At 57.0% G+C, this 24,734-nt stretch carries 24 protein-coding genes; 15 read left to right on the plus strand and 9 right to left on the minus strand.

The window, feature by feature from the left end:
• Window positions 1–12: 12 nt before the first annotated feature.
• The 4 genes from KCX70_RS18755 to KCX70_RS18770 form a co-directional block, all read right to left on the minus strand.
• Window positions 13–321 carry an AzlD family protein gene (locus KCX70_RS18755; RefSeq protein ID WP_212618430.1) on the minus strand — a complete coding sequence of 103 codons (309 nt, stop codon included), beginning with the start codon at window positions 319–321 and terminating at the stop codon, window positions 13–15.
• On the minus strand, window positions 318–1,028 hold the full coding sequence (locus KCX70_RS18760; RefSeq protein WP_212618431.1) for an AzlC family ABC transporter permease: 711 nt from the start codon (window positions 1,026–1,028) through the stop codon (window positions 318–320). Before KCX70_RS18760 ends, KCX70_RS18755 begins: the two co-directional genes overlap by 4 nt.
• Window positions 1,029–1,130: 102 nt before the next feature.
• Entirely contained in the window at window positions 1,131–2,456 is a 1,326-nt protein-coding gene (locus tag KCX70_RS18765) for a DEAD/DEAH box helicase (RefSeq protein WP_212618432.1), read from the minus strand.
• 183 nt (window positions 2,457–2,639) lie between these two features.
• Window positions 2,640–3,113, minus strand: coding sequence for an NYN domain-containing protein (locus KCX70_RS18770; RefSeq protein WP_212618433.1), 474 nt, complete (start codon window positions 3,111–3,113; stop codon window positions 2,640–2,642).
• A gap of 116 nt (window positions 3,114–3,229) precedes the next feature.
• On the opposite strand from KCX70_RS18770, the gene KCX70_RS18775 reads away from it, so the two are divergent.
• Window positions 3,230–3,910, plus strand: coding sequence for a YciC family protein (locus tag KCX70_RS18775; protein WP_212618434.1), 681 nt, complete (start codon window positions 3,230–3,232; stop codon window positions 3,908–3,910).
• A 69-nt stretch (window positions 3,911–3,979) separates the two neighbouring features.
• Complete coding sequence (locus KCX70_RS18780; RefSeq protein WP_212618435.1) at window positions 3,980–4,414, plus strand: VOC family protein; 435 nt, start codon at window positions 3,980–3,982, stop codon at window positions 4,412–4,414.
• Here KCX70_RS18780 and KCX70_RS18785 read toward each other — a convergent pair.
• Window positions 4,411–5,253 (minus strand): SDR family oxidoreductase, encoded by an 843-nt coding sequence (locus KCX70_RS18785; protein WP_212618436.1) that lies wholly within the window; start codon window positions 5,251–5,253, stop codon window positions 4,411–4,413. The two genes, KCX70_RS18780 and KCX70_RS18785, sit on opposite strands and share 4 nt — an antisense overlap.
• Window positions 5,254–5,454: 201 nt before the next feature.
• Between KCX70_RS18785 and KCX70_RS18790 the strand changes: the two genes are divergently transcribed.
• The 6 genes from KCX70_RS18790 to KCX70_RS18810 all read left to right on the plus strand — a co-directional run bounded on the left by KCX70_RS18790 (window position 5,455) and on the right by KCX70_RS18810 (window position 12,924).
• A complete protein-coding gene (locus KCX70_RS18790) occupies window positions 5,455–6,171 on the plus strand; it encodes a substrate-binding periplasmic protein (RefSeq protein ID WP_021210279.1) in 717 nt (238 codons plus the stop codon).
• A gap of 518 nt (window positions 6,172–6,689) precedes the next feature.
• On the plus strand, window positions 6,690–7,616 hold the full coding sequence (pycTIR, locus tag KCX70_RS18795; RefSeq protein ID WP_010562503.1) for a Pycsar phage resistance system effector protein PycTIR: 927 nt from the start codon (window positions 6,690–6,692) through the stop codon (window positions 7,614–7,616).
• Window positions 7,617–7,696: 80 nt separating this feature from the next.
• On the plus strand, window positions 7,697–9,241 hold the full coding sequence (gene pycC, locus KCX70_RS18800; protein ID WP_003127475.1) for a Pycsar phage resistance system uridylate cyclase PycC: 1,545 nt from the start codon (window positions 7,697–7,699) through the stop codon (window positions 9,239–9,241).
• Between the two features lie 101 nt (window positions 9,242–9,342).
• On the plus strand, window positions 9,343–10,011 hold the full coding sequence (locus tag KCX70_RS23540; protein ID WP_423836256.1) for an E2 domain-associated cysteine-rich protein: 669 nt from the start codon (window positions 9,343–9,345) through the stop codon (window positions 10,009–10,011).
• A gap of 319 nt (window positions 10,012–10,330) precedes the next feature.
• Window positions 10,331–10,504: a hypothetical protein gene (locus tag KCX70_RS18805; protein ID WP_212618437.1), complete on the plus strand. Its 174-nt coding sequence runs from the start codon at window positions 10,331–10,333 to the stop codon at window positions 10,502–10,504.
• 23 nt (window positions 10,505–10,527) lie between these two features.
• Entirely contained in the window at window positions 10,528–12,924 is a 2,397-nt protein-coding gene (locus tag KCX70_RS18810; RefSeq protein WP_249121665.1) for a DUF499 domain-containing protein, read from the plus strand.
• On the opposite strand, the gene KCX70_RS18815 is transcribed toward KCX70_RS18810, so the two are convergent.
• Entirely contained in the window at window positions 12,872–13,552 is a 681-nt protein-coding gene (locus tag KCX70_RS18815) for a heavy metal response regulator transcription factor (protein WP_003292635.1), read from the minus strand. The two genes, KCX70_RS18810 and KCX70_RS18815, sit on opposite strands and share 53 nt — an antisense overlap.
• Window positions 13,553–13,976: 424 nt before the next feature.
• On the opposite strand from KCX70_RS18815, the gene KCX70_RS18820 reads away from it, so the two are divergent.
• The 7 genes from KCX70_RS18820 to KCX70_RS18850 all read left to right on the plus strand — a co-directional run bounded on the left by KCX70_RS18820 (window position 13,977) and on the right by KCX70_RS18850 (window position 20,610).
• On the plus strand, window positions 13,977–14,186 hold the full coding sequence (locus tag KCX70_RS18820; protein WP_015275566.1) for a co-regulatory protein PtrA N-terminal domain-containing protein: 210 nt from the start codon (window positions 13,977–13,979) through the stop codon (window positions 14,184–14,186).
• Between the two features lie 548 nt (window positions 14,187–14,734).
• Window positions 14,735–16,576, plus strand: a complete 1,842-nt coding sequence (locus KCX70_RS18825; protein ID WP_200629238.1) for a copper resistance system multicopper oxidase — start codon at window positions 14,735–14,737, stop codon at window positions 16,574–16,576.
• 24 nt (window positions 16,577–16,600) lie between these two features.
• Window positions 16,601–16,891 carry a hypothetical protein gene (locus KCX70_RS18830; RefSeq protein ID WP_170934340.1) on the plus strand — a complete coding sequence of 97 codons (291 nt, stop codon included), beginning with the start codon at window positions 16,601–16,603 and terminating at the stop codon, window positions 16,889–16,891.
• Complete coding sequence (locus tag KCX70_RS18835; RefSeq protein ID WP_212618438.1) at window positions 16,881–17,879, plus strand: copper resistance protein B; 999 nt, start codon at window positions 16,881–16,883, stop codon at window positions 17,877–17,879. The genes KCX70_RS18830 and KCX70_RS18835 overlap by 11 nt, the downstream gene beginning before the upstream one ends.
• A 9-nt stretch (window positions 17,880–17,888) precedes the next feature.
• Entirely contained in the window at window positions 17,889–18,698 is an 810-nt protein-coding gene (locus KCX70_RS18840; protein ID WP_212618439.1) for a c-type cytochrome, read from the plus strand.
• Window positions 18,699–19,176: 478 nt separating this feature from the next.
• On the plus strand, window positions 19,177–19,506 hold the full coding sequence (locus KCX70_RS18845; protein ID WP_041754615.1) for a four-helix bundle copper-binding protein: 330 nt from the start codon (window positions 19,177–19,179) through the stop codon (window positions 19,504–19,506).
• A gap of 414 nt (window positions 19,507–19,920) precedes the next feature.
• On the plus strand, window positions 19,921–20,610 hold the full coding sequence (locus KCX70_RS18850) for an SDR family NAD(P)-dependent oxidoreductase (protein WP_231600321.1): 690 nt from the start codon (window positions 19,921–19,923) through the stop codon (window positions 20,608–20,610).
• Here the strand turns inward: KCX70_RS18850 and KCX70_RS18855 are convergent.
• The 3 genes from KCX70_RS18855 to KCX70_RS18865 all read right to left on the minus strand — a co-directional run bounded on the left by KCX70_RS18855 (window position 20,585) and on the right by KCX70_RS18865 (window position 24,731).
• Window positions 20,585–21,040 carry a DUF305 domain-containing protein gene (locus KCX70_RS18855; protein WP_003292642.1) on the minus strand — a complete coding sequence of 152 codons (456 nt, stop codon included), beginning with the start codon at window positions 21,038–21,040 and terminating at the stop codon, window positions 20,585–20,587. The two genes, KCX70_RS18850 and KCX70_RS18855, sit on opposite strands and share 26 nt — an antisense overlap.
• Window positions 21,041–21,584: 544 nt before the next feature.
• Window positions 21,585–23,252, minus strand: coding sequence for a hypothetical protein (locus KCX70_RS18860; RefSeq protein WP_212618440.1), 1,668 nt, complete (start codon window positions 23,250–23,252; stop codon window positions 21,585–21,587).
• Between the two features lie 105 nt (window positions 23,253–23,357).
• Window positions 23,358–24,731 (minus strand): heavy metal sensor histidine kinase, encoded by a 1,374-nt coding sequence (locus KCX70_RS18865; protein ID WP_003292645.1) that lies wholly within the window; start codon window positions 24,729–24,731, stop codon window positions 23,358–23,360.
• Window positions 24,732–24,734: the final 3 nt, after the last annotated feature.

A 24,734-nucleotide genomic window follows, 5' to 3' on the forward strand; every position in this document is an offset into this window, starting at 1 on the left:
GCGAAAGCACGCTCAAAGCTGCCGGAACAGCGCTACGGCGATGATCCCGGCAGCAATCGCCGGCAGCGGCTTCTTGAGCAGCAGCATGGTCACCGCTGTCACCAGAAACGCCAGGCGCGCACCGTTATCCCCATTCACCGCCATCGGCGTCAGCAAGGCCACCAGCACCGAACCGGACATCGCACTGATGAATTGCTCGGTCCGGCGGTTGATGGGTACGAACGACATGACGAACACCCCACCCCAGCGCGTCACCAGAGTGACCACGGCCATGATCAGGATGATGACCAGCGCACCGGAACCCGCGGTTTCCAACGTCACTTCGACTCCGCCATCCACAGCGCCCCGAGCAGGCCGCCGGCAAGCGCACCGACCACCACATGGCTGTTGGCCGGCAGGTACCAGTACGCCAGCATCGACGCGCAGCCCGCGACGATCCAGACGACCAGCATCCGCAGGTTCTTCTTGCCGCCCACGACCATGGCCAGGAGGAAACAGCCCATGACCATGTCCAGCCCCAAACTGACCGGGTCATGAATGGCACTGCCGAAATACAGCCCCAGCCAGGTGCCTAATACCCAGAAGGACCAGAGCGCCAACCCGCCGCCGAACAGGATGCCCAACCCCGGCTTGCCCTGACCGAACGCCTGCATGGACATGGCCCAATTGGCATCCGAAACGACGAACATGACCGCATAGCGCTTGGCCGGGGGCAAATGCCGCAGATAGGGGTACAGCGTAGCCCCCATCAGTAGGTGTCGGGCATTGACGGCAAACACGGTGACCACCAGCGGCAACACCGGAACCTGCGCGCCCCATAGTTCGAGCGATGCGAACTGCGAAGCGCCGGCGAAGACCAGTGCGCTCATCAGCAAGCTGGAGTCGTTGCCCAACCCCGCCTGCGTCGCCGCGAGGCCGAACGCCAGGCCAAAAACGATGACGAACAGCGATATGGGTGTCAGCTGTTTGAAACCGGCCCAGATGCTTTTGCCGCTGAGTTCGTGCAGCTCGGTATCGGTATTCGACAAAACCACCTCTCTTGCCTCTGTGCGGGTTGCTGTGGAAGGCGCTGCTTTCGGCGCGCCTCGGCCCTAGCGCAAGCCCCAGCCGACCGGCGAACGCCGTTTCAGCTAGCGCTTTTTCGCCGGCTTCCCTCCGCCCAGGCTCGGCACCTTGCGGATCGGTTTGGCGTTGGGCTTCTCGCTTTCATCGAACCAGTTGCCCAGGTGAACGCGGCCCTTAGCGGCGCCGGCCTTGGGCTGCTTCGGTTTTTTCGGTTTCTTGATGATCTGCCCGCCGGGCTGCGTGGTCGGCACGCGGTGGTCGGGAACGAACCCCGGCTCGTCGTGACGTGGCAGAACCTGGCCGATCAGGGTTTCGATGGCCGCCAACTGATCCACTTCATCGGCGGCCACCAGCGAAACCGCCTCGCCAGAGGCGCCGGCGCGGCCCGTACGACCGATGCGATGCACGTAGTCCTCGGCGACGATCGGCAGGTCGAAGTTGACCACCTGCGGCAGGTCGTGGATATCCAACCCGCGCGCCGCCACATCGGTGGCCACCAGAACCTGCACTTCGCCGGCCTTGAAGCGTTCCAGCGCGCGCAGCCGTGAGGCCTGTGGCTTGTCACCGTGAATCGCATCGCTGGCTATGCCGGCAGCTTGCAACTCATCCACCAGCTGATCGACCCCCTTGCGCGTCTTGACGAACACCAGCACCTGACCCCAGCGCGTGTCGGCCAGCAGATGCATGAACAGTTCGGACTTGCGCTTCTTGTCCACCGGCACCAGCCATTGTTTTACGGTCTTGGCGGCGGCGTTGCGCGGGCTGACTTCGATGGACAGCGGATCGCGCAGCAGCTTCTGCGCCATCTGCCGGATCGCGTCGGAGAAGGTGGCGGAGAACAACAACGTCTGGCGCTTTTTCGGCAGAGCACTGAACAGCGCGTCCAGCTCTTCGGAAAAGCCCAGGTCGAGCATGCGGTCGGCCTCGTCCAGCACCAGCGTCTGTACCTGAGCGAGCTTCACGGCGTTCTGCCGGTAAAGATCCAGCAGCCGGCCAGGTGTGGCCACCAGCACGTCGACGCCCTTGCGCAGGGCCATCATCTGCGGATTGAGGCTGACCCCGCCGTAGACCGCATAGCTGCGCAGCGGCAGATGCTGCCCGTAGGTGCGAAAGCTCTCGTGCACCTGCTCGGCCAGTTCACGGGTCGGCACCAGCACCAGCGCGCGGGTCGAGTTGCTGGTTACCTGCGGACCTTCCTGGAGCAGGCGCTGCAGCAGCGGCAAGGCGAAACCGGCGGTCTTGCCGGTGCCAGTCTGCGCCGCAGCCATCAGGTCGCGACCCTTGAGCACAGCGGGGATGGCCTTGGCCTGGACCGGCGTCGGCTTGGTGTAATCGAGCGATTCGAGGGTGCGCAGCAGCGGATCGATCAGGCCCAGGGAGGCGAAGGTCATGGCGAAAACCGGGAGTACGAAAACGAGGTGCGCAGTTTACTCGGAAAGGACGCTGGGCGCTGGAGGCTGGAGGCTGGAGGCTGGAGGCTGGAGGCCAAGCGTAGGGGGTCATGTCGTTTTCACTGCAGCCGAAAAGCCATGACAGTCCAAAGTCCATCGCTTCAAGCCTGAAGCCGCTTAGCGCTAGCGCAGCAGCAATGCGCCTTCGATCGGCACGTAACGGCTGGCGGCGCGAACCAGCGAGTTGGCAGTCAGGCCGGGCGCGCCATAGACCGTCGCCTCGGCGCCGCCGGCGCGCACGCGGTCGAGCAGCAGGTCGAAGTCACCGTCGCCCGACGCCAGCACCACCTCGTCGACACGCGGTGCGGCATCCAGCACATCGATGGTGATGCCAACATCCCAGTCGCCCTTGGCGGAACCATCGCTGCGCTGGATATAAGGTTTGAGCTTCACCGTGAAGCCCAGGTTGCGCAGGATCTGCTGGAATTGCTGCTGCTTGGGGTCACCCCGGTCGATGGCGTAGGCATACGCCTCGACAATCTCGCCACGGGCGCTCACCTCGGCCCACAGCGCGGCATAGTTGAAGTGGCAGCCGTGGGCCTGGCGCACCGTGTAATAGAGGTTCTGCACATCGGCAAACAGGGCGATCTTCTTCACGCGGCGACCCGAGCGGTGAAAGGGCGATCAGTATGGACGGCAATGTCACGCATGTCGCCGATCGGTTGCTTGGGCTAAAGTGCCTGCCCTGTTCTTCGAGAGTTGTTCCGCCTGCGATGAATGTCCTGTCCATCCTCCGTGACGCCTGGTTCTTCTATTCCCGCAACCTGCTGTCGATCGCACGGCTCTGCCTGCCATTGATCGTGCTGGAAAGCTGTACCCGCCTGGCCGTCAGCCGGCTGTTCGGCGAGGATGCGCCAGCGGCGCAGGACCTGCTGATCGGCATGGTGTTCTACCCGCTCTACATCGGCGCGCTGATCCTGTATCTGGACGCCCGCAGCCGTGGATATTCGCCGCCGCCACGTGAAGTGCTGAAACGCGCCGTGCCGCTATGGCCGAGGATGGCTGTACTGGCTGGGCTGGGCACGCTGCTGATCATGCTCGGCGCTTCGCTGTTCGTGCTGCCGGGCCTGTGGGTGATGGTCAAGATTGCCTTCGCCGAGTACCTGTTGGTGCTGCGCGGCATGACGCCGTTGGAGGCTTTGAAGCAGAGCTTCCTGCAGACACGCGGGCATTTCCTCCTGCTGCTCGGCTGCATCCTCGCGGTGCTGTTGCCGTTGTGGCTGCTCGAAGCCTGGCTCGCGGCGCAATTCTGGGCCGAGCCCGCGTCTCCCGGGCCGTTGAGCGTGCTGGTCGACAGCGCCGTCGGGCTGCTGCAACTGCTGGCGACCGTGGTGCTGTTCCGCTGCTTCATGCTCTGCAGCGAGCCGGCCATCGACCTCGACGAAAGAAGTTGACTGCCGGGGCGGCGCATCGCGATCCGCCCGGCTAGGCTTGGTGGCTCCATCCATCCGGAGCGCGTCGCCATGGCCGATCAGAACCCCAGCATCCTGTCCCACGTATCCCTCGGCAGTAACCGTTTCGAGCAAGCCGCAGGTTTCTATGACCAGGTCCTCGCGACCCTGGGCTGCAAGCGCATCATGGCCCACCCGGGAGCGATTGCCTGGGGCCGCGAATATCCCGAGTTCTGGCTGCAGACGCCGATAGACGGCCAGCCGGCCTCGGTCGGCAACGGCACGCATATCGGCTTCTTCGCCGCCGACAAGACATCGGTCGACGCCTTCCATCGTGCCGCCCTGGACGCCGGTGCAACGGATGAAGGCGCACCGGGCCCCCGCGAAGAATACGGCGCGCCCTACTACGGCTGCTTCGTGCGCGACCTCGACGGTCACAAGATCGAAGCCGCCTACTGGGACCTGGAGTTGATGGAGAAACTCTACGGCAGCGCCTCGACCACTTAACCGGCGCCGGTTGACGCGCGAGCGCCGGCCAGCCGTGGCAACAGCAGGTGTTCGAACAATCGCGGGAAGCAGCGCGCCACCAGCCGCGCGCGCCAGTCGAGATTGGACAGCACCAGTAGCCGGCGCCGCTTCAGGGCGCCCTGGTAGATCGACTCGGCGACGTCCTGCGGCGACGCCACGCGGCCCACGGTCAGCACCGGTTGCGGTGCGGTGGAGCCGTCGCCAACCAGTACGTTCTTGCGCAGATCGGTCGCGGTGTAACCGGGACAGACCAGCATGACGTTGACATCGGTGTCGGCAAGCTCGCTGCGCAGGGTTTCGAACAGCCCATGCAGCGCATGCTTGCTGGCGTTGTAGGCGCCACGATCGGGAACCGGGGCATATTGCGACAGCGAGCTGAGCACGATGATCTGCCCGCCGCGTGCGATCAGGCTCGGCAGGGCAGCCTGGGTGCAATGCAGCGCGCCGTAGAAGTTGACCGCCATGATCCGCTCGAACACCCCCAGGCGGGTTTCGGCGACGCGACTGCGGTGGGTGATACCCGCATTGTTGATCAGTACGTCGATGCCGCCGAATCGCTCGATCACCAGCGCAACGGCCCGCCGCACCGCCTCCGCATCCGAGACATCGCAGCGCAGGCCCAGCGCATCCGCGTTGTGATGGTCGACCAGGTGCTGCACCAGCCCATCGAGGGCGTTCTGCTCGAGGTCGAGGATCACAACGCGCGCACCGGCCTGGGCCATGCGTTCAGCCAGCGCGCGTCCGATGCCGGCACAACCTCCGGTAATCAGCACTACCTTGCGATCGAACACCTTGCTGGCGAATACCTTGCGATACATGCACTGCTCCATCCGAATTGAAAAAGGCATCGCCTGCCACGACCGACGCGCCCCGACTTCAGCATAGTCAGCTTGTCGGCAAGCCGCCCCGATCCGAGACGGCAGCCATATGGACAGTCCCGCCCGTGGCGGCCATGCTTGGGCGTGCCTAACCACAAGGGGCAGAGAATTACCTTGAAGCCTTTACTCTGGATACCGCTCATGGCGGCCCTGGCAGGGCCTTGCTGGGCTGCGACCGGCGCTGAGCCGCCACGTACGCTGACCGTTGGCTACTATGACTTTCCCCCGGCCATCTACAGCGACTCGCAAGGACGGCCGAAGGGACCGGTGGTGGACCTTACCCGCCGTGTCCTCGAACATGCCGGCTATCAGGCACGGTTTCGCGGGCTGCCCAGCGCGCGCCTGTACGCCGCCCTGAAGGACGGAACAATCGACCTGTGGCCCGGCGCACCGGGCAAACCGGAGCTACAGGCCGATACCCTCGAAGGCCGTGAAACCCTCGCGCAGATCAGTCTCAACCTTTACTACCGGGCCGACACGCCAACGCCCAAGGTGCCGGAAAGCCTGCGCAAGCGGGGCGTGATCGTCATCGGCGGCTACAACTACTGGCCACAGGTGAACCGGATGCTGTCGGACCCGAAACTGGAGATCCGTCTGCATCGCACCAGCAACCACGCCTCGGCGCTGGAAATGCTCAAGCATCGCCGCGCCGACTATCTGCTCGACTACGCCGTGCCGATCAACCAGGCCGTGCAGCGTCTGGCGATGCCCGAACTGCAGCACGTCGAGCTACAGAAGCTCGCCGTTCGTTTCATCGTCTCGCGTCATGCCGATGGCAGCAGAACCATCATCGATGCACTGGATCGCGCCTATGCCGAGCTGGTGGCAGCGGGTGAAGACGTGAGCCTGCCGGAATAAGGCAGGCAGGTGCATGCCACCATGGGATCGATGCACGGAGGCTACCGAGGCAAGATTCACGTCCCGCGCGGCTCATGTCCCGCGAGGCTCATGTTCCGCGAGGCTTGGCGCGCGCCGTCGGTTCGGCGATCAGTGGATCGTCTGGCCAGTAATCGGCCATATCAAATTACGTTCCTTCGATTGACACCGCCAAATCGCCCGTAATCCCTACCTATGATGCTATTTCGGCGACTCCCCATTGACCGTCAAACTCACCCCCATTGATTGACAAAAACTGACGCCAATCAAGAGAAGGTTTGACAGGTGTACCAGAGCACGTCAGGTCTTACAGCACAAAATGTTTGACACTGAACATTCGGCCCACTACTCCCGAATGCAATCAAACAGAGTTTGAACCTGCGTCCCTGAGCGCCCGCCATGCCCAGATCTTTTCTTCAGCGCCCCTTGAAAGGGTGACGCACGTCCCCATTTCTCTGTGAACGCCCCCGCAACCTCTTCGCAAGGGAATGCTCACCATCATGACTACTGGGAAGTTGATCGATCGCTTTGAAGGGCCGTCAGGCCGCGCCGTTCTTGAGGAAGTACTGCTTGAGCAGAAGCTGGTACTCGGAAATCAAGACCTAGCACGCCGCCTCGCAGAGGTAGGAACGCTGGAGGAGATCGCTAAGGATGCTGTGCTCATTACCGAGGACGCGGAGGACTCCGAGGTTTATTTCATCATCACAGGGCATTTCCAGGTGAAGGTCCATGATCGTGAAGTCGCAACACGAGGGGGCGGCGATCACGTCGGAGAAATGGCTGCTCTGGTCCCAACAGCGAAGCGCTCTGCTACTGTACTGGCCACCGAGCCCTCGATTGTCTTGAAGGTCAGCGCGGCAGACTTCAAGTCCATTGCGGACGCGTATCCCTCGGTTTGGCGACAGGTCACTCGGCAACTGGTCGATCGACTACACCAGCGAAACGACATGGTGCTTCCTGCCCATCAGTCATCCCACGTATTCATCATTTGCTCGGTCGAGGCACTCCCTATTGCCCGGGCAATCGAGAATAACCTTGAGCACGACAAGTTCTTCGTAAAGACCTGGACACAAGGCGTTTTCCGCGCATCGCAGTACGCCCTTGAAAGCCTCGAAGAGCAACTGGACGAGTGCGATTTTGCCATCGCAATCGCACAGCCGGACGACTCCGTCACAATGCGCGAGGAAACCAAGAATACGCCGCGCGACAACGTCATTTTCGAGCTTGGCCTGTTCGTAGGACGACTTGGCAGGGCACGAACCTTCCTTCTTGAGCCTAGGGGTGACGAGGTACATCTGCCGTCAGATCTGAAAGGGCTGACAACCATCGGATATCGCCTAACGAAAAGTGAAGACCAGCTGCCCTCCAGCCTATCTCCAGCCTGCAATCAGCTACGCACCATTTTCAACAAGCTAGGACCGAAGTAACGGATATCTGTCAACAAGCAAATTTGGCATGCGCTTGCCTACCGCATTGCAGCGCGCCCAATCACCCGAAGGAGTGATCGATGAGCAAGAGCTGGAACCATGATCGCGCTGCAAAACACATAGACCAGAAGATCGCTGATGTTGAGGAAATCACCATCAAGGATTACGTGCGCGACATGTCGTTGGAATCGATTCCTACCAGTACCGCGTACCGCGTGGATGGGGTCCACATGTATGCGGACATCATGAATCTCGAGGACATGCTGAACATCACTGCAGTCGAGGGCACAGAGTGTCACAAGCGCACGCTGCGCTTTCTTGACCAGCACTACCGGGCAGTCAAGCGAATTCTCAACAAGGTTGATGCGCGCCGCGTCGACTTCCACAGTCAGCGGCTGCACTCCCTTTTCACTAAGCCGTACAACACTGAGTCCGGCGCTGAGACCAAGCGTGTTCAACGCGCCGTTGCGACTGCGCAATTGATCATTGACGTGCTTGCAGAGACGGGCGACGACGATGAGCAAATCCCAGCAGCCAAGGTTCGAATTGGCATCGATACCGGCCTAGCTCTTGCTGTAAACAATGGCCGCAGCGGGTACCGCGAACCCTTGTTCCTGGGCGATCCAGCGAACCATGCCGCGAAACTGGCCAGTAATAACAAGGCCAGGGGTATCTATCTGACCAACAATGCTCGTAAGGCCATCGGCCTTGCGGAAAGCGATGAGCCGGAAAAATCTGCCCTAACCGCGATAGAGATCAAGGCATGTCAGGATGCGGCCAAGCTGGATGTCACGTCCGACGAGATCGTCGAGGAGTGGCGTGAGGATCTGAAAAAGAACCCCATTGGCGGTTACCAGTTTTCCCGCCAAACCCCACCCCTGCGTGATATGGACATTTACTCGCTGACTCCGGCCAACTCGAAGCGACAGGAGATGGTGAGCCTCTACGCCGATATTGATGGCTTCACAGCCTACGTGGCCGATCACATCAACGAGAAGACCGACGATGTCGTGCGGACTTTGCATGTCATCCGCTCCGAGCTGGAGCGGGTCGTGACTTCCGACTTCGAAGGGCGCCGGGTGCGCTTCATCGGAGACTGCGTGCAAGCCCTATCCTGTGACGGCACCGCGCATACTACTGACGAAGAGAAGTCAGTATCCGAGGCCACACGGCTAGCAGGTGCACTGCGCAGCAGCTTCAATCTCGCAATTGAGCGGCTGAACGCCGAAGGTATTGAAACCGGCGACCTCGGCCTCGCGATTGGCTTCGATCTGGGCCCAATAGCCGTCACGCGCCTGGGCGCCAAGGGTAATAGAGTTAGGTGCGCTATCGGGCGTAGCGTGATCGAGTCTGAGAAACGCCAATGCGCGTGTTCGGGGGTGGAAACCGCGATCGGGCAAGTAGCTTACGACGCAGCATCGAAAGCTGTGCAGAACCTGTTTGGGAAGAGTCGTAAGACATCACACCTGGACTACAACGAAGCTACCGAAGCCCTGGCAGATGATGGGGACGCATCTGCGAAGCAAGCTCGCTCGGAAGCCTACGCGGGTTCCGCCGCCATCATTCGCGCAGATGAGCGTCAGGTGCAGCCCCACTCCCGCCAGAAAGTAGACGGAAGCCGTTGAGCACAGCGCTCGACCTGATTGCACAGGTCGCCCCAGATTTCGGGGGTACCTGTGTAACATCCGTTCCGCAGACAGCAACGCTTGATCTTCCGATTCGGCTGGTGGACGGGAGAACGCTCCTCTACAAGCTGCATTTACGCCAAGACGGTGAATGGATAGAAGCACGCGAAAGCACACCACATCACTTGCCAGGCTTTTGCCCGGAACGGCACATCAATTATGACGGTACGTTCTGTCTGTTTTACGCGGGCGCCAATCCGCTTCCTGTCTCAGACGAGCCGTCCGCTCGTGCCTGGCTTGAGACAATCTACAAATACCTAAAGCTTCAAGAGCGCGCTCGCACTCTGCGCAGATGGCCGAATGGTTCCGCGTGGGCACACGGCGACGCAGCTCGACATCAACTGCGAGCGCAGAAGGCTGCGAGCGCAATCAGCGGCAAAATCGCTAACGATCTTGCGGTAAATCAGCTAGGGCTCAAGCGCAGAAAGTCCAAAGAGCGACCTATCTTGGATGTGATCTCCGGAACAGTGCCTTTGTTTAGCGTGTGGGAAAAGCCCCAGCGGGTAATCAACCAAAAAAGGCGCTGCTTCTGCGGCCTGTATGGACGCCGCCGTCCTAAACGAATTCGACGCTGCCATGACCATGCAAAGCAGGCTACCGAACTGGCTTTCGCATTGCGGGACTGGGAAGAGGCTGAGCGGCAATATTGGGACTCCATGCACGGCAAGCCTTGCTGTGGTTCCTGCGATAGCTGCCCACTCAGCCCATAGGTCCCGGTGTAATTCGGGCTGGTCCCCAGGCGAGTCGGCATCTGGACTGGCAGCCCGCCGCTTATACCGGGGACGTTTCGTCTGATCAGGCAACTGGCAGGAGCAACAACAGGGTCTTAACCCTGAGCAGTCGAAGGCCATGATGATCGGCCGGTAACCCCATTTTCAGTACTTGGCAGAAGCAACGGCCGGCCACGGGGGCCGACCTCAAGATGCTCCTGAAAGAGAAAATAAATTAATGTACGCCAGGGCTTCCAGCCCCTCCACTTCGAACATAACATCACGTCACGTTACAAACCAAAGCCAGGTACCCATGCTGATGAAAACTAGCAATCGCGTTGTGATCGAGGTTGATCCTGCCCAAAAGCAGCAGATCTACGCCGCACTCAAGGCGCGTGGGTTGACCATGCGCGAGTGGTTTCTGCAGCAGGTGAGCCAGGAACTTTCCATTCCCAAGCCCGCCACCCCCTCCAGTCAGTCGAGCAACGATTAAGTAATTCTCAGGGAGTCGAGCAGATGCTCAAGACAGTCAAGCAGGCATGCACATTCAACCCAATCATTCGCGACTACCGGATGAGCGAAGGGATCGAGAACCTTTCTGCGCTTATCTCTGATGAGGGCGATGGGCGTGAGTTCTTTGCACGAAACTACATCACCTCGGGCATGGAGCAGCTCTTTCGCGAGGGGATGCTGCGGCTGGATGGCAAATCAGATCAGGCAGTTTTCGAGCTGACCCAGGCAATGGGTGGCGGTAAAACCCACATGATGATCGCTCTCGGCCTGCTGGCAAAACACCCGCATCTGCGCAGCGAAGTGCTGTCGCCCGATCTTGCTAAGCGGATCGAAATCGGTGAGGTGCGAGTAGCTGCATTTAATGGCCGTAACAACCCTGAGAATTACATCTGGGGCGAGATCGCTACCCAACTAGGCGAAGAGGAAGCCATCAAGCCCTACTGGGTCAATGGCCCTCGCGCGGTCGACCAGGCTGGCTGGAAGAAAATTATCGGGGACAAACCGACCCTGATCATGCTCGATGAGTTGCCGCCCTACCTTGAAAACGCGAGCACTACTGTCATCGGTGGCGGTACGCTGGCTACCGTGAGCACCTACACACTCAGCTGCCTGATGAGCGCCGCTCTGGAGTTACCGCGTTGCTGCATTGTGATTGCCAATCTATCCGGCAGCTATGTGGCTCAGACCAAGGCAATTGCCGAAGCAATCTCCAACCTCCAGCAAGAAGCCAGTCGCCAAGCCAGCACCATCACCCCCGTCCAGTTGGCGGGCAACGAGATCTACGAGATCCTGAAGAAGCGACTGATCCTGGAGCTACCCGACGAGTCCGTCATTAACGATGTCGCCGAGGAATATGCCCAGCGCATCAAGGCAGCAGCCGATGGTGGATACATTGTCGCGACCAGTCTGGAGCAGGTCGCCCAGCAGATCAGGGAAACCTACCCCTTCCACCCCTCCTTCAAGCATCTGGTTGCCTTGTTCAAGGAGAATGAGGGCTTTCGGCAGACACGAGGCTTGATGCAGTTCGCTGCGCGTTTGCTCAAGAGCGTCGATGATCGCGAAACTGATGATGTCTTCCTGGTTGGGTCACAGCACCTGCGCCTGAACGACGATGCCGTACGCGAGGAGGTCGGCCGTATCGCCAACTCGCTTCGCCCGGCCATGGCCCACGATATTGCCGACAATGGTCAATCCATCGCAGAAGAAATCGATGCCAACCTGGGCAGCGATGCCGCCCAGCAGGTAGGTGCCCTGCTGCTAGCATCCTCATTCTCTCGGGCGGTTGGTGGTCGAATCGGCCTTACTGAGGCAGAGATCATTGAGTTCTTGGCTGCACCTAATCGTAAGTCCGATGAGTTCAAGACAGCTCTGGAGAAACTGCGTGAGCAGGCCTGGTATCTGCATCGCGAAGAGGAGAGTTTCTTTATTAAAGAAACAGAAAACCTCTCTCGCCAGATTGAGCGAAATGCTCGCGACATCCCTCAGCCTAAGATCGACCAGGCCCTGATCAACAAGCTTACGGCGGTATTGCAGCCGGTTAGCAAGGCTGCCTACCAGGATGTCCAGGTGCTGCCTCGACTGGACGATCTGAAGCTAAGCGGACCTCGCGTCCTCATCGTAGTGCGCCCGGACGGCAAGCTACCGCCGAGCGAGCTGGTTAATTTCTTCGAGTATCAGCAAGAGAAGAACAATTTCATGGTGCTGTCCGGTCAGGACAGCTACCTCGCCGATACCGTTGAAGATCGTCTGCGCGACCTGTATGCAATTGAGTCCATCTGCAAGCGTTTGAAGGACGGTGACAGCCTCTTCGAAGAAGCGCGTGATCGCCTGGAGGATGCCCAGCAGCGCTTTAACAAAGCACTTTCTGGCACCTACAACCGGATCTACTTCCCAGCCATCGACGAGATGACCGGCAATGCCCAACTCATGCAAGCCACAATTGATAATGGCCTGAACATGGGGCAAGACACTAACTCTGCCGAGCACCAGATTGAGCAGCTCCTGGCCAGCCCTCGTGCCAATTACAAACTGATTCTCAATCTACTGGATGAGCCGGGTACCTACTGGGCGATGGCAGAAGAGGATCTTTGGCCGGCGAATGACCGCAGAACGCCATGGAAAGACGTGCTGATGCGCGCCAAAAGCAATCCAATCTGGGCTTGGATGCCCGGCACCGGTGGCATGGAGACCCTCAAGACAGAAGCCCTGAAGCAAGGTCGCTGGCGACAAGGGACTGACGGCTACATCGAGAAAGGGCCGTTCCCGGCAGAAAAAACTGCAGTGAACGTGACAGTGCATGCCGCAAATGAAGCGACAGGCGAAACCACTTTGGCCCTGATCCCCCGCTCTAGGGGTCTGGCGCGTCGATCAAATAGCCCATCCCACGCGCGGTTTGTATGAGCTTAGGTTCGAACTCATCATCGATTTTTGCTCTCAGCCGTCGTACCGCCACCTCAATCACATTGGTATCGCTGTCGAAATTCATGTCCCATACTTGGGAGGCGATAAGTGACTTTGAGAGCACTTCCCCGCGACGCCGAAGTAATAGCTCAAGAAGTGCGAATTCCTTTGCAGTTAGGTCTATTCGTTTCCCCGATCGCGTAACTCGACGCCTGAGCAGATCGACCTCAAGGTCGAGGAGTTTGAGTATTGTTTGGTTGGGGACATTATTGCCGCGGCGAAGCAACGTACGGATCCTGGCTAGCAATTCGGAGAAGGCAAACGGCTTGATGAGATAATCATCAGCGCCCAACTCCAATCCCTTTACTCGATCCTGAACCCCGTCTCGGGCGGTGAGAAAGAGCACGGGAACCTCATTACCAGCAGCGCGGACTTTCTGTAAAACCTGCCACCCATCCAGGCCAGGCATCATCACGTCTAAGATGAGCAAGTCGTATGTGGTATGAAGCGCGTGCTGAGCAGCATCGGTCCCGTTTTCAACTCTATCGACTGTGAAGCCTGCCTCTGAAAGCCCCTGCTGTAGGTAGGTGCCTGTTTTCGGCTCGTCTTCAGCAACAAGAAGCTTCATGAAAGTATTCCCTCCGGCATTTGGAGCAGTGTGCCGATTGTCAGGGCGTGCAGCCAGTACCTTACAGAAACGTAATGCTCGCATCATCTGTCTGACAGCTTGTAGCGTTAACGTCTACATCAGCAGTTGCTCCCACACTCTGCTTTTTGGCCTTTTCCATGCTCCTTTGGCCTATCGGCGCCTAGATGGCGCCCTTTTTTTGCCCGCTGGAAACAAGACCTATTTGCCTGAACGAAAAGGCACCATGCACGCTACCTGCGCTTTCGCTTGGGCTCACTGCTTTTATGCATTACTGACGAAACCGTAATGTCTAAATCAGGGTTCTGACAGGAACGCTCGGTTAGCTTAGACACAAGACCAAGCCAAAGCCCCTATTTATGGAGCTGCGCTGGGTCTCCCATGTCTTCGAACGAGGTAACAAGTAATGAAATTCTTCAGATCCGTTTCTGTACTGCTCGCCATCGCAGCAAGCTCTTCCTATGCAATGGCAGAAGGTGGTGGTGATCGTACCTTTGCTCGTATGGAGCAGGCTCGCCAAATAGCGATCGCTAGTTATCAGGCTGACCAGAAGGACCAAGCCCAGGAGGTAGCCTCAAAAGCAACTTCAGCGAAGCACGCCCACGCTAATTGCTGAAGCGAAACCTTACGCAACTGTGACCATGCACCTCTCGGAACTGTGGCAGCTTTCTCGGCTGTTGTAGTTGCCACGGTGTTGGTAGTTGCAACATTCGTTGGAAGAACCGGCGATATCAGTATTAACAGCTCACATTATTTTAAGCGATTATTATCAAAGCTGCAGCCTAGATTAAACTATTAAGATGATCGGAATATAATAATGTGAAGGCAGCGGTTAGAGGCTGCTGGTATTAGCCGTACATTGAGCAATCTTTGACTTCAATGAGTATCGTTGCAACCGGATCCTTGCACGGAAATCAAAAGCCATTGCGCAGCTTCCACCTGGAGATTGACATGCTCACAGGCGATTTTTTGGGCGATTTCTGAAGCGCTTTAAGCTTACAAAAATGTAATCCCGCGTCTTTCTTAGGCATGCCATATTTACGATTAAAGGCGAGTCGCTTGATAAGACAGACCGTGCGCGAGTTTCTAAGATCAATTAACGCTGGCAACACCAACCTTACGGCTGGTTTCGGCTTGGCTCCTTAGTTTGATTGGAACCTACACATGCAACGTAAAACCTCTAGGCGAACCTTTGTTAAAGGCTTGACTGCCGCAGGCATCCTTGGCGGTCTTGGCTTGTGGCGAGCTCCGGTCTGGGCAGTGACTAGCCCAGGCCAGCCCAGCGTACTAAGTGGCACGGAGTTCGATCTGCTGATTGGGGAGACGCCGGTCAATATCACCGGCGCGGCCCGGACAGCGATGACTATCAATGGGACCATCCCAGGGCCGCTTCTACGTTGGCGTGAAGGGGATACCGTCACGCTGCGAGTCAGAAATAAGTTGAGCGAAGATACATCGATTCACTGGCACGGCATGATCCTGCCGGCCAACATGGATGGCGTGCCTGGATTGAGCTTCCACGGCATCGCTCCCGATGGCATGTATGTCTACAAGTTTCAGGTTAAACAGAACGGTACCTATTGGTACCACAGTCATTCAGGCCTACAAGAGCAGCTTGGTGTCTATGGTCCCTTGGTCATCGATGCGAAGGATCCCGAACCGTTCAGCTATGACCGCGACTATGTGGTGATGTTGACTGATTGGTCCGATGAGGATCCCGCTCGAATCCTTTCTAAGCTCAAGAAGCAGTCCGATTATTACAACTTCCACAAGCGCACTGTCGGAGACTTCATTAACGACGTGAGCGAAGACGGCTGGGCCGCTACGATTGCGAATCGGAAAATGTGGGCTCAGATGAAAATGAGTCCTACCGACCTCGCCGACGTAAGCGGCTACACCTATACCTATCTAATGAACGGCCAAGCACCCGACGGGAACTGGACCGGCATCTTTAAGCCCGGCGAGAAGCTTCGTCTGCGGTTCATCAACGGCTCGGCCATGAGCTATTTCGATGTCCGCATTCCAGGGCTGAAGATGACTGTAGTCGCAGCCGATGGCCAATACGTCAACCCAGTTAGCGTCGACGAATTCCGCATTGCCGTGGCAGAAACCTACGATGTGATTGTCGAGCCTGCGACCGAGGAGGCTTACACGATCTTCGCCCAATCGATGGATCGCACAGGATACGCCCGTGGCACGCTAGCGGTTGCCGAAGGGCTGAGCGCTCCTGTTCCAGAAACCGATCCTCGACCACTAATCACCATGGACGACATGGGGATGGATCACGGCAGCATGGGCGGTATGGCGGGCATGGACCATGGCGGCGACATGGGCGCGATGGACCATAGCAACATGTCCGGCATGAACCACGGTGACATGCAAGGGATGGGCGACATGGGCGCAATGGCCGGCATGGATCACAGCAAAATGGGTGGGATGTCCGGGATGGACCACTCTGGAATGGCTGGAATGAGCGCAGATATGCAATCGCACCCGCCCTCAGAGTCCAATAACCCACTGGTGGACATGCAGACCATGAGCCCAACTCACAGGCTGAACGATCCCGGTATTGGCTTACGAGACAACGGCCGCCGAGTCCTGACCTATGGCGACTTGAGAAGCACTTTCCCCGATCCGGACGGCCGTGAGCCCAGTCGGACGATCGAACTCCATCTCACCGGCCACATGGAGAAGTTCTCCTGGTCATTTGACGGCATAGAGTTCTCTGATTCAGAGCCCCTGCGGCTCAAATATGGCGAGCGGGTACGCATCACTTTGGTCAACGACACCATGATGACCCATCCGATTCATCTGCATGGTATGTGGAGCGATCTTGAGGATGACAATGGAAAGTTCATGGTTCGCAAGCACACGATCGACATGCCTCCAGGTTCGAAGCGCAGCTACCGCGTGACAGCCGATGCACTCGGGCGTTGGGCTTATCACTGTCACCTACTGCTTCACATGGAAATGGGCATGTTTCGTGAAGTCCGAGTGGACGAGTAAGAGGAACTTTATATGGGAAATTTTATGAAGCGTAAAACTCTTATCGGCAGCGCGTTAATGTTCAGTCTGCTGGGCGTAATGAATATATCAGCTGCGTTTGCAGAGCAAACGCATGATCAGCACAAGCAACCATCGGCTTCGTCGCAAAATTCAGGCAACAAGCCGGCATCTCAGACACAAGGCTCCTCTAACTCAGAAATGGACCACGGCGACATGGGTCATGGCTCGATGGACCATGGTGAAATGGACCATGGCAAGATGGATCATGACCCGAAGGCTACTGGTACTGAGGTGGATTCGCACCATGACCACTAGATCTTCTCGCTTTGCTCTTATTGCGCTCGGAGTTTCGTTGAGCGCAGCGGCTGGACGGATAGCCAACGCCGCCGAGATGATGGATCACTCGATGCATCAAACCCCTCCTATTCCGGCAGCTCAAGCCCCTGCATCTTCTGCCAAGCCCGCGGCAATGAATCATGGCTCCGGTGGGCAAATGGACCATTCTGCAATGGGTCATGGTGCGATGGACCATAGCAAGATGAACCATGGCCAAATGAAGCATGACGATACGCTCGAAATGCCCGGCATGGTTCATCCCTCGTTCATTCCAGTATTGACCGATGCGGATAGAGAAGCGGCTTTCCCTGGTCTTCAAGGTCATACGGTCCATGACAAGTATCTGGCCTGGTTCCTTCTGCTAGATCAACTTGAGTACCAGGACGCAAATGAAGGTAGCACCCTCAGTTGGGAAGCTACTGCCTGGATTGGTGGCGATATCAATCGGTTCTGGTTTCGCTCGGAAGGTGAGCGAACGAATGGCGTTACTGAAGACGCGGAAATTCAGGCGCTTTACGGGCGTGCAATCAGTCCCTGGTGGGATGTAGTAGCAGGTGTTCGCCAGGACTTTAAGCCCGAGTCGCCGCAGACGTGGGCGGCTTTAGGCGTCCAGGGGATGGCGCTGTATGGGTTTGAGGCGGAAGCCACCGCCTTCGTCGGTGAAGGTGGGCAGACAGCAGCACGTTTTGAAGGCGAGTACGACATTCTCCTAACTAACCGGCTCATCCTCCAACCGACTGCCGAGCTCAATTTCTATGGCAAGGACGATCCTGCACGCGGAGTGGGCGCTGGTCTAGCAAATACAGAGGTGGGGCTCCGCCTCCGATACGAAATCGTTCGTGAGTTCGCACCGTACATCGGCGTCACGTGGAGCCGGGCATACGGTAATACCGCTGATATGGCGAGAGATGAGGGCGAAGACCTAGATGAGGCGCGGTTCGTTGCTGGCATCAGGCTTTGGTTTTAAGGACCTTCGATGAAAAGAATAATTATTAGCTTCGCTGCCTTCTGTGCTCTGGGCCTGTTGGTAGTGGCCGGAGTTGTTTTCTCAGGACTGATTAGCGTTGCCGCGGATGATCCTCATACGGGAGTCGTGCACGCATTCCTGGAAACTGCTCGCAATCGCTCGATTGAGGTTCGTTCCGAAGACATAGTCGTGCCATCTCTCGACGATGAAGACCAAATCCGCGCCGGGGCGGGGAACTACGACTCGATGTGTGTGGGTTGTCATTTGGCGCCAGGCATGGCTGAGACCGAGCTAAGCAATGGCCTTTATCCCGCTCCACCCAGCCTGGCTGAAGCGGGGCTATACGGTGACCCAGCAAAAACATTTTGGGTCATCAAGCATGGCATCAAGGCCACTGGGATGCCCGCGTGGGGTAAAAGCATGGCTGACCCGTACATCTGGGGAATGGTGGCTTTTCTGCAGAAGCTTCCTGAGTTAGATGAAGGAGCGTATCGAGCACTCGTTGCGTCTAGCGGTGGTCACCAGCATGGTGGTGGGGAGACCCCAGCTGGGCATAGTGAGCAACACGGCGAGATGGCCTCGGGCGACCACCATCAGGGCGACAGTGGCGGCTCGGATCACCATGGCTCCAGCAGCACAGGTGGAGCATCCGGCCAATCAGGCTCCGGTCATCATGGTAATAACGAAAGCGATGACCATCATGCGTCCGAGGAGCCCCAGGCGGTTGAGCACAGCAATGGCAGTGACAGTGCCGATGCGGAAGGCAAATCCCCTTCAAAAAACCATGTGCACGCAGACGGGAAGCAACACGAGCACTAACATCCGGTATATGTGTGCCTATGCGGTTCTGATCGAGGCTCTAAGAAAGGCGGTTCAGCAAGCAGAGGATCGGCCCTAGGCCATCCTAGTCGACGCAACGGTACCGGAGGGCTTTGCAATTGCTTCCTTCCTAAAAGTTAGGCCGCAAGGCCAGTAACTTACCTAGTTAAGCGGCTTGCGCTCCGGCCGTTCCCCAACGAATGCTCCCAGTCGTGGCGACAGGGAGCTCCCTCATTTTCAACTCAATCATCTCGAACAGACTAGCGAAGCCGTACAGGCAATCTGACGGCCACATCGCCACCAACTGCGCCCGCAGATCCCCGGTGCGGTTGGACTTACCTTACAACATTGTAATGAGGTTTTTCGAAACGGGCTCGGTAGGAGCGTGTCGTAATTCAGTGTCTGCTAACAGGCTGATGAGCCATATCGGCCAGTAACCAAACGACGAAATACAACTATCGAACCCTGGAGAACGTAAATGACAAACTCAATGTTCGCATCCTGTATCCAAGCTTGTTCGAACTGTGCCCTAGTGTGCGAAATGTGCGCCTCTGCTTGCCTACGCGAGGATGATGTAAAAATGATGGCTCGCTGCATCGAGCTTGACCGCGACTGCGCGGACATTTGCAGGTTGGCTGCCACACTGATGAGCCGCGAAAGTGAATATGCTAAGGAGTTCTGCGCCCTTTGCGCCAAGATCTGCCGTGCATGCGGAGAGGAATGCGCGAAGCATGAAATGGATCATTGCCAAGAGTGTGCGAAGGCGTGCATGAACTGCGCTGAGGAATGTGAGCGTATGGCAGGATAACATCCGTAACTCACTGCTCTGGCACTACTAAATTGGGAGTGTCAGAGCCCCTCGAAGAATAAGAAAAGCCATGGTGCGCTTAATGTTCGCGCCTCCATGACATATCGAAAAAGTGCGTACGATACCCGCAACTGCCAAGAGCGAATCAATCCCTGTCCAGCAGCATTTCATTCCAAAGCGAAATACGATAGTTACGCGCTAGCAACTCTTACTTAGCCACCGATGATCGCCACCGTAACGGTCTATTCTCTTGCCACTGTCTCCCGATTGAGCGCTGAAAACTAATTGAGTGAATTAGCATGAAAGCTCCTGGCAAAAAGGCGGTCCAACAACAACCAAGCGGGCCATGCGACCTTATTTTGCTGGGAGAAAACGAAAATGGTTTTGCGAATATTCCCATCGCAGCGATTGGCTTTGCTGCTAGTACTGCTCGCCGTTCTGCAACTCAGTGGCTGCGCCGTTTCCCCGCGCCTGAAACCAAGCGACCAGCCAAGCGTTGCTCGCAAAACCTTTGTCATCACTGGTGCCTCCAGTGGCTTCGGCCGCGGCGTGGCGCTCAAGCTTGCCGCTCTGCAAGGCGACGTGGTGCTAGCGGCCCGCCGGACCGACGTGCTCGAAGAACTGGCCGCGCAGATACGCATGGCTGGAGGATCGGCACTGGTGGTGACCACCGACGTGAGCAACCCGAACGAGATGCAGGACTTGGCACGAGCCGCCATCGAGCGTTTCGGCAGGATCGACGTTTGGATTAACAACGCTGCGGTCGGAGCGCTGGGTCGTTTCGAGGACGTTCCCGTCGAGGACCATGCGCGGATCGTGGATGTCAATCTTAAGGGCATGATCTATGGCAGCCACGCAGCCATGCGCCAGTTCAGAGCTCAAGGCTTCGGCACGCTTGTCAACGTGGGCTCAGTCGAGAGCGAGATACCGCTGGCTTATCATGCCTCCTCCGCAGCGACCAAAGGTGGCGTCATAAATCTCGGCGCGGCAATCGCTGAGGAGATTCGCCTGAGCGGTAGCGAGACCATCAATGTCGCCACCGTCATGCCCTGGGCTGTGGACACACCGTTTCTGGGAATCAATTTGCCCTTTCTAGTTCATTGATCAGGGACTTCATTTCTGCGATTTCTCGGCGCTGAGCGTCGATGATTTCGTCAGCTAACTTGCGGACGCGAGGATCTGAAATCTGAGCTCGTTCACTTGTTAGGATTGCTATGGAATGGTGGGGGATCATGGCCTTCATGTAGTCCGTGTCGTCTACCGTCGCTTGCCCACGTACAAGCCATAGTGCAATGGTAAAAGCTACTGCACTTCCTGCCAATATCGCTAGGTTTACTGACTTACGCTTATACATGTTGAGCATGAATGCGAGCATGACTACTGCCATTACCGCGCCCATCACTAATGCCATCCAAGCGCGAGTCTCGCTCCAAAAAACATGCTCGAACGAGTAAGTATTTAAGTACATCACGCCATACATAATGATCGTAGACGTGGCTACCATCGCTGCAAAGCGCCAGTAAGACATTTGCATAGTTAGACCTCTTTAATGATTGCTGCTGGATCGGCGACTCAACGTGTTCGCGCAGCCCTGCTTAGAAGTGGCTTTCGAATGCTCTCCTAAAAACGGACAAGCCGAAGATGATGAGGTTTCGATTTTTTGAGAAGCTTACAAAAATGTAATCATCGACCGCTTTAAGACCGGCTTAAAGCGCTGCCAGCGCTGTACTACGCGTAATGTTCCCCTGAACTAATCAATCGCTAATAGCTTATAAGCAGACAATACCAACGTCGCGCTATGGACCACTGCGCGAAAGAGCGGGCCCACTAAGATGGCCTTCAAGCCTTGAGACCCGACTACTCGGCTTAGCAAGCCCAAAGAGTTATCGTGAGCAATAGAACACTCGGAGAGAACAATTCAGCACCCAGCATATGCCACGTTCTTGTCGAGTGTGACCGCAGGGTTAGTATTCGCACATTAGATGTGTGGCGGCTAAGACGGCTGGGTGTAGCTGGCTCCAAAACTGAGCGGCGAGGTTATTCTGTCCCAAGCCGCGCCTTTCGTGGCGCGCGGGACCTCACTCACTTTGAAACAACAGACCTTCGATTCGATCATGTTCTTCCGGTGTTGGCAGGGCAGATGAGTCAACATTGCCAATACTATTTGGCTGACCATTTTCTGGTGGGCCAACTTCAGGGTGGTAGGCGCCATCTGCGTCGAAAGCAACCCAGCCGTACAATTCTCGGATGACTTCGGAAGGATGGCCATCTTCCATTGCCACATACCAGTCCGCCAATCGGAAACGCTTACCGGCAAGCTTAGAAGTAGCCATTTCGGCTCGAACCAGCGCCAGATATAGCGGGTGCGGCAGTTCCTCTACGGCGCCGGTTTCGTCGAGCAAGAACGTGAACGAGGCGTGCGACCGTTGCTCTGTAGAACCGGCTCGCTCCTCTTCCTCGCCTAAGGTAAAAACGGGAGCAAAACCGCCCCCCTCTGTTCTGAAGTTGGTCGTCTGGCCTTGGTAGACCCTGGCAGCGTTCCACTGCACCTCGCCAGCATAAGCGTAAGCGCGCAGATCAAACTTCATCGATCGTACCTGAGGGTCGGCGACGATTCTACGCTCGCCAGGAGCTACAAGGGACTGGGCCACGTAGTTTCCGCCAACGATTTCTTCCCAAACGCGCTTGGTGAGCTTGTCTCCTCGGTATGCACCGCGACTACCATACCCGCTGACAGGCTTGAAAAAGAGGCTACGGCGGTTTTGCCACAGGTGCTCTGCATTACCATGCCCGACAGGAACGGTAAGCGGGACGTATTGGGCCAATACGGTTCGGATTTGCTGATCAACGCCAATCTCTTCCAAAAAACGTGCGTTGGTTAGGTCAACCAACCTGCGTTTGTCGGCGTAAAGGGCATAGGCCTGAGGGTGTGGCGTTACCGTCACGACATCAGCCAAATAAGCGCTGCGCAGCGCGCTGCAATTGTCGCCTTCCAGATAGAAATCGGTGAATCGGTTGTAGACGAGATCCACAGGCTTTCCGTCGACCAAGAGGGACTCGTTGTGAAAGGCCAGATCGGCTGGGTCTGCGATTAGGCAGTCGATTCCTGCTGACTCGAATAACCGCTGAAAAAGAAGGAACTCCGGATACAGATATTGGGCTTGTGGGCTTTCATCCAAGATCACCACGCGCGTGAGCGGACGTTGCTCGCCGCTCGTAGACCATTCCTGGGCGAACATATCCAGAATCGAACGCTCGAAGCCGCCGGGTCCTTCCTGACCTGGCGAAAGCCCGACTACGCCGCTGCAACAACTACGCTGCGCGCGGGCGAGCAATACGTTTAGCATCGCTCCGCCCGCATTTGTGTTTATTTCGATGAGCCCAAGCTTGTCATCATCCAGATGGAAGTCGTAGCCAAAGAAGACGCCGCGCGCGCCCCGAGGATCGTGTCGGGCAATAGGAGGTGCAGAATCCAGAGCATGCTCACGCCAACCCGGCGAGCTCACGGTCTGCTCGATGGCCTGAATAACCTCATTAACCTGGCGCAGCCGCAAGGATGAAACAAAGACCGGTCGTGCTGCAAACACATGAGGGCAACGTGACTTCAATAGCTCCGACAGCTCTGAATTCCCAAGCTGTTCGGTCAATGAGTTTACGAGCGCAGCTTGATCTAGGCTTACGCAGAAGCACGCTTCGTTGAGCGCTGCGGCTGTCGTACCGCATTTTCTCGATGAGGACGCTTGCACGGGAACCTCCAGAACCAAACATACAGCTTCGAAAGTCTCGGCCTCTTTCGGTTCAGCCTGGCGTTTCTATGAGCGTAGGTCAGGGTCGTTGCTGGCACTCTGCCATTAACTAGACATAAGCTTTGGAAGCGTCATTGTGAAAGTCGTATGCCCCTCAGCTGATTCGCAAGCGATGCGCCCTTTGTGCGCTTCGACTATCGAACGAGTGATAGCCATGCCGAGGCCCGCATTCATGGTGGTTCCTTCGCGCCTTGCGGTGTCGACCCTATAGAATCGATCAAACACTCGGGCCTGAAGCTCGGCTGGAATCGTTGTGCCTCGGTTGGATATGGCTGTGCAAACCGAGCCACCGCTCTCGCTTATTTCAACGCTGATGGTGCTGCCTTCCTCTGCATATCGAACTGCGTTAGAGACTATGTTTGAGACGGCCCGTCTCAGCATCGATTTATCGCCATGTACCGATCCATCGCCTGAAAGCGCGATTTCTACCTTTTTGTCCTCGGCTGCAAGCTCGTAATATTCGATAACGCTCGCGGTAATCTCAGCCATGCTGGCATCTTCGGCATTGGGCGTAATCTTCCCGTTGTCCGCCTTGGCGAGGAATAGCATGTCATCGACCATCTTTGACATGCGCCTAAGTTCTTCGAGGGCGGAATACAAAATGTCTTTGTAGTCGGTATTCTCGCGGTCGCGCAAGAGCGCGACCTCCATTTGGGTAAGCATGCTGTTCAGCGGCGTTCTTAGCTCATGCGCGATATCCGCTGAGAAACCTGACAATCTGAGAAAAGAGTCGTCCAAGCGCGAAAGCATTTCGTTGAAGTTGTCTACGAGTTCATGCAGCTCGCCTGGCACCGACTCGGTTGGAATTCTGGTATCTAAGCAGTGGGCGGTTACCGTAGAAGAAGTCTTGGACAGTTCGTCTATTGGTTTTAAGCCTTTCCTGATCAGAACAACACCTAACGCGCCACTCAGAAGTGCACTAACGACAAGCGTATAAGCAAACCACTGCTGAATCATATCGAAGAAGTGGATTCGGTGCGTTACATCCAAAGCCAAATAGATAACAGTGTCCTGCCCTTCTACCCACCGATTTACTTTTCTGGTAATTCCGCTGTACTGGTGGCCACCGAAACTTACCGTCCAGCGTTCCTCTTGGATGTCTGTGACAAGAGGTAGCAAGCTCTCAGACAGATTGTGATGGGAGTAAACCGTCTTACCGTCTACTACAACCGCAGTCGCGAAGCCAAAGGAGTGCTCAATAACGGCATCGATCCTTGAAGCGGTCTCAGGCCCGAATGCTGAGCTGTTGAGTAGCGTACGCTCTACTGCAGCGGCCTTTTCATTAAGCACTTGTGCATCTTTGCGTTCGAAATGGAGCTGACAAAAATAATTAAAGCTGATTGCGGCCGCCAGCAGCACAACCGTAACCACGAGCATGAAAGCTATCGCCATTCTGCTCGTCAGTGACACTTTTCCCATCAG

The sequence above is a fragment of the Stutzerimonas stutzeri genome (genome assembly GCF_018138085.1).
In the GTDB taxonomy this organism is placed as follows: Bacteria; Pseudomonadota; Gammaproteobacteria; order Pseudomonadales; family Pseudomonadaceae; genus Stutzerimonas; species Stutzerimonas stutzeri_AI.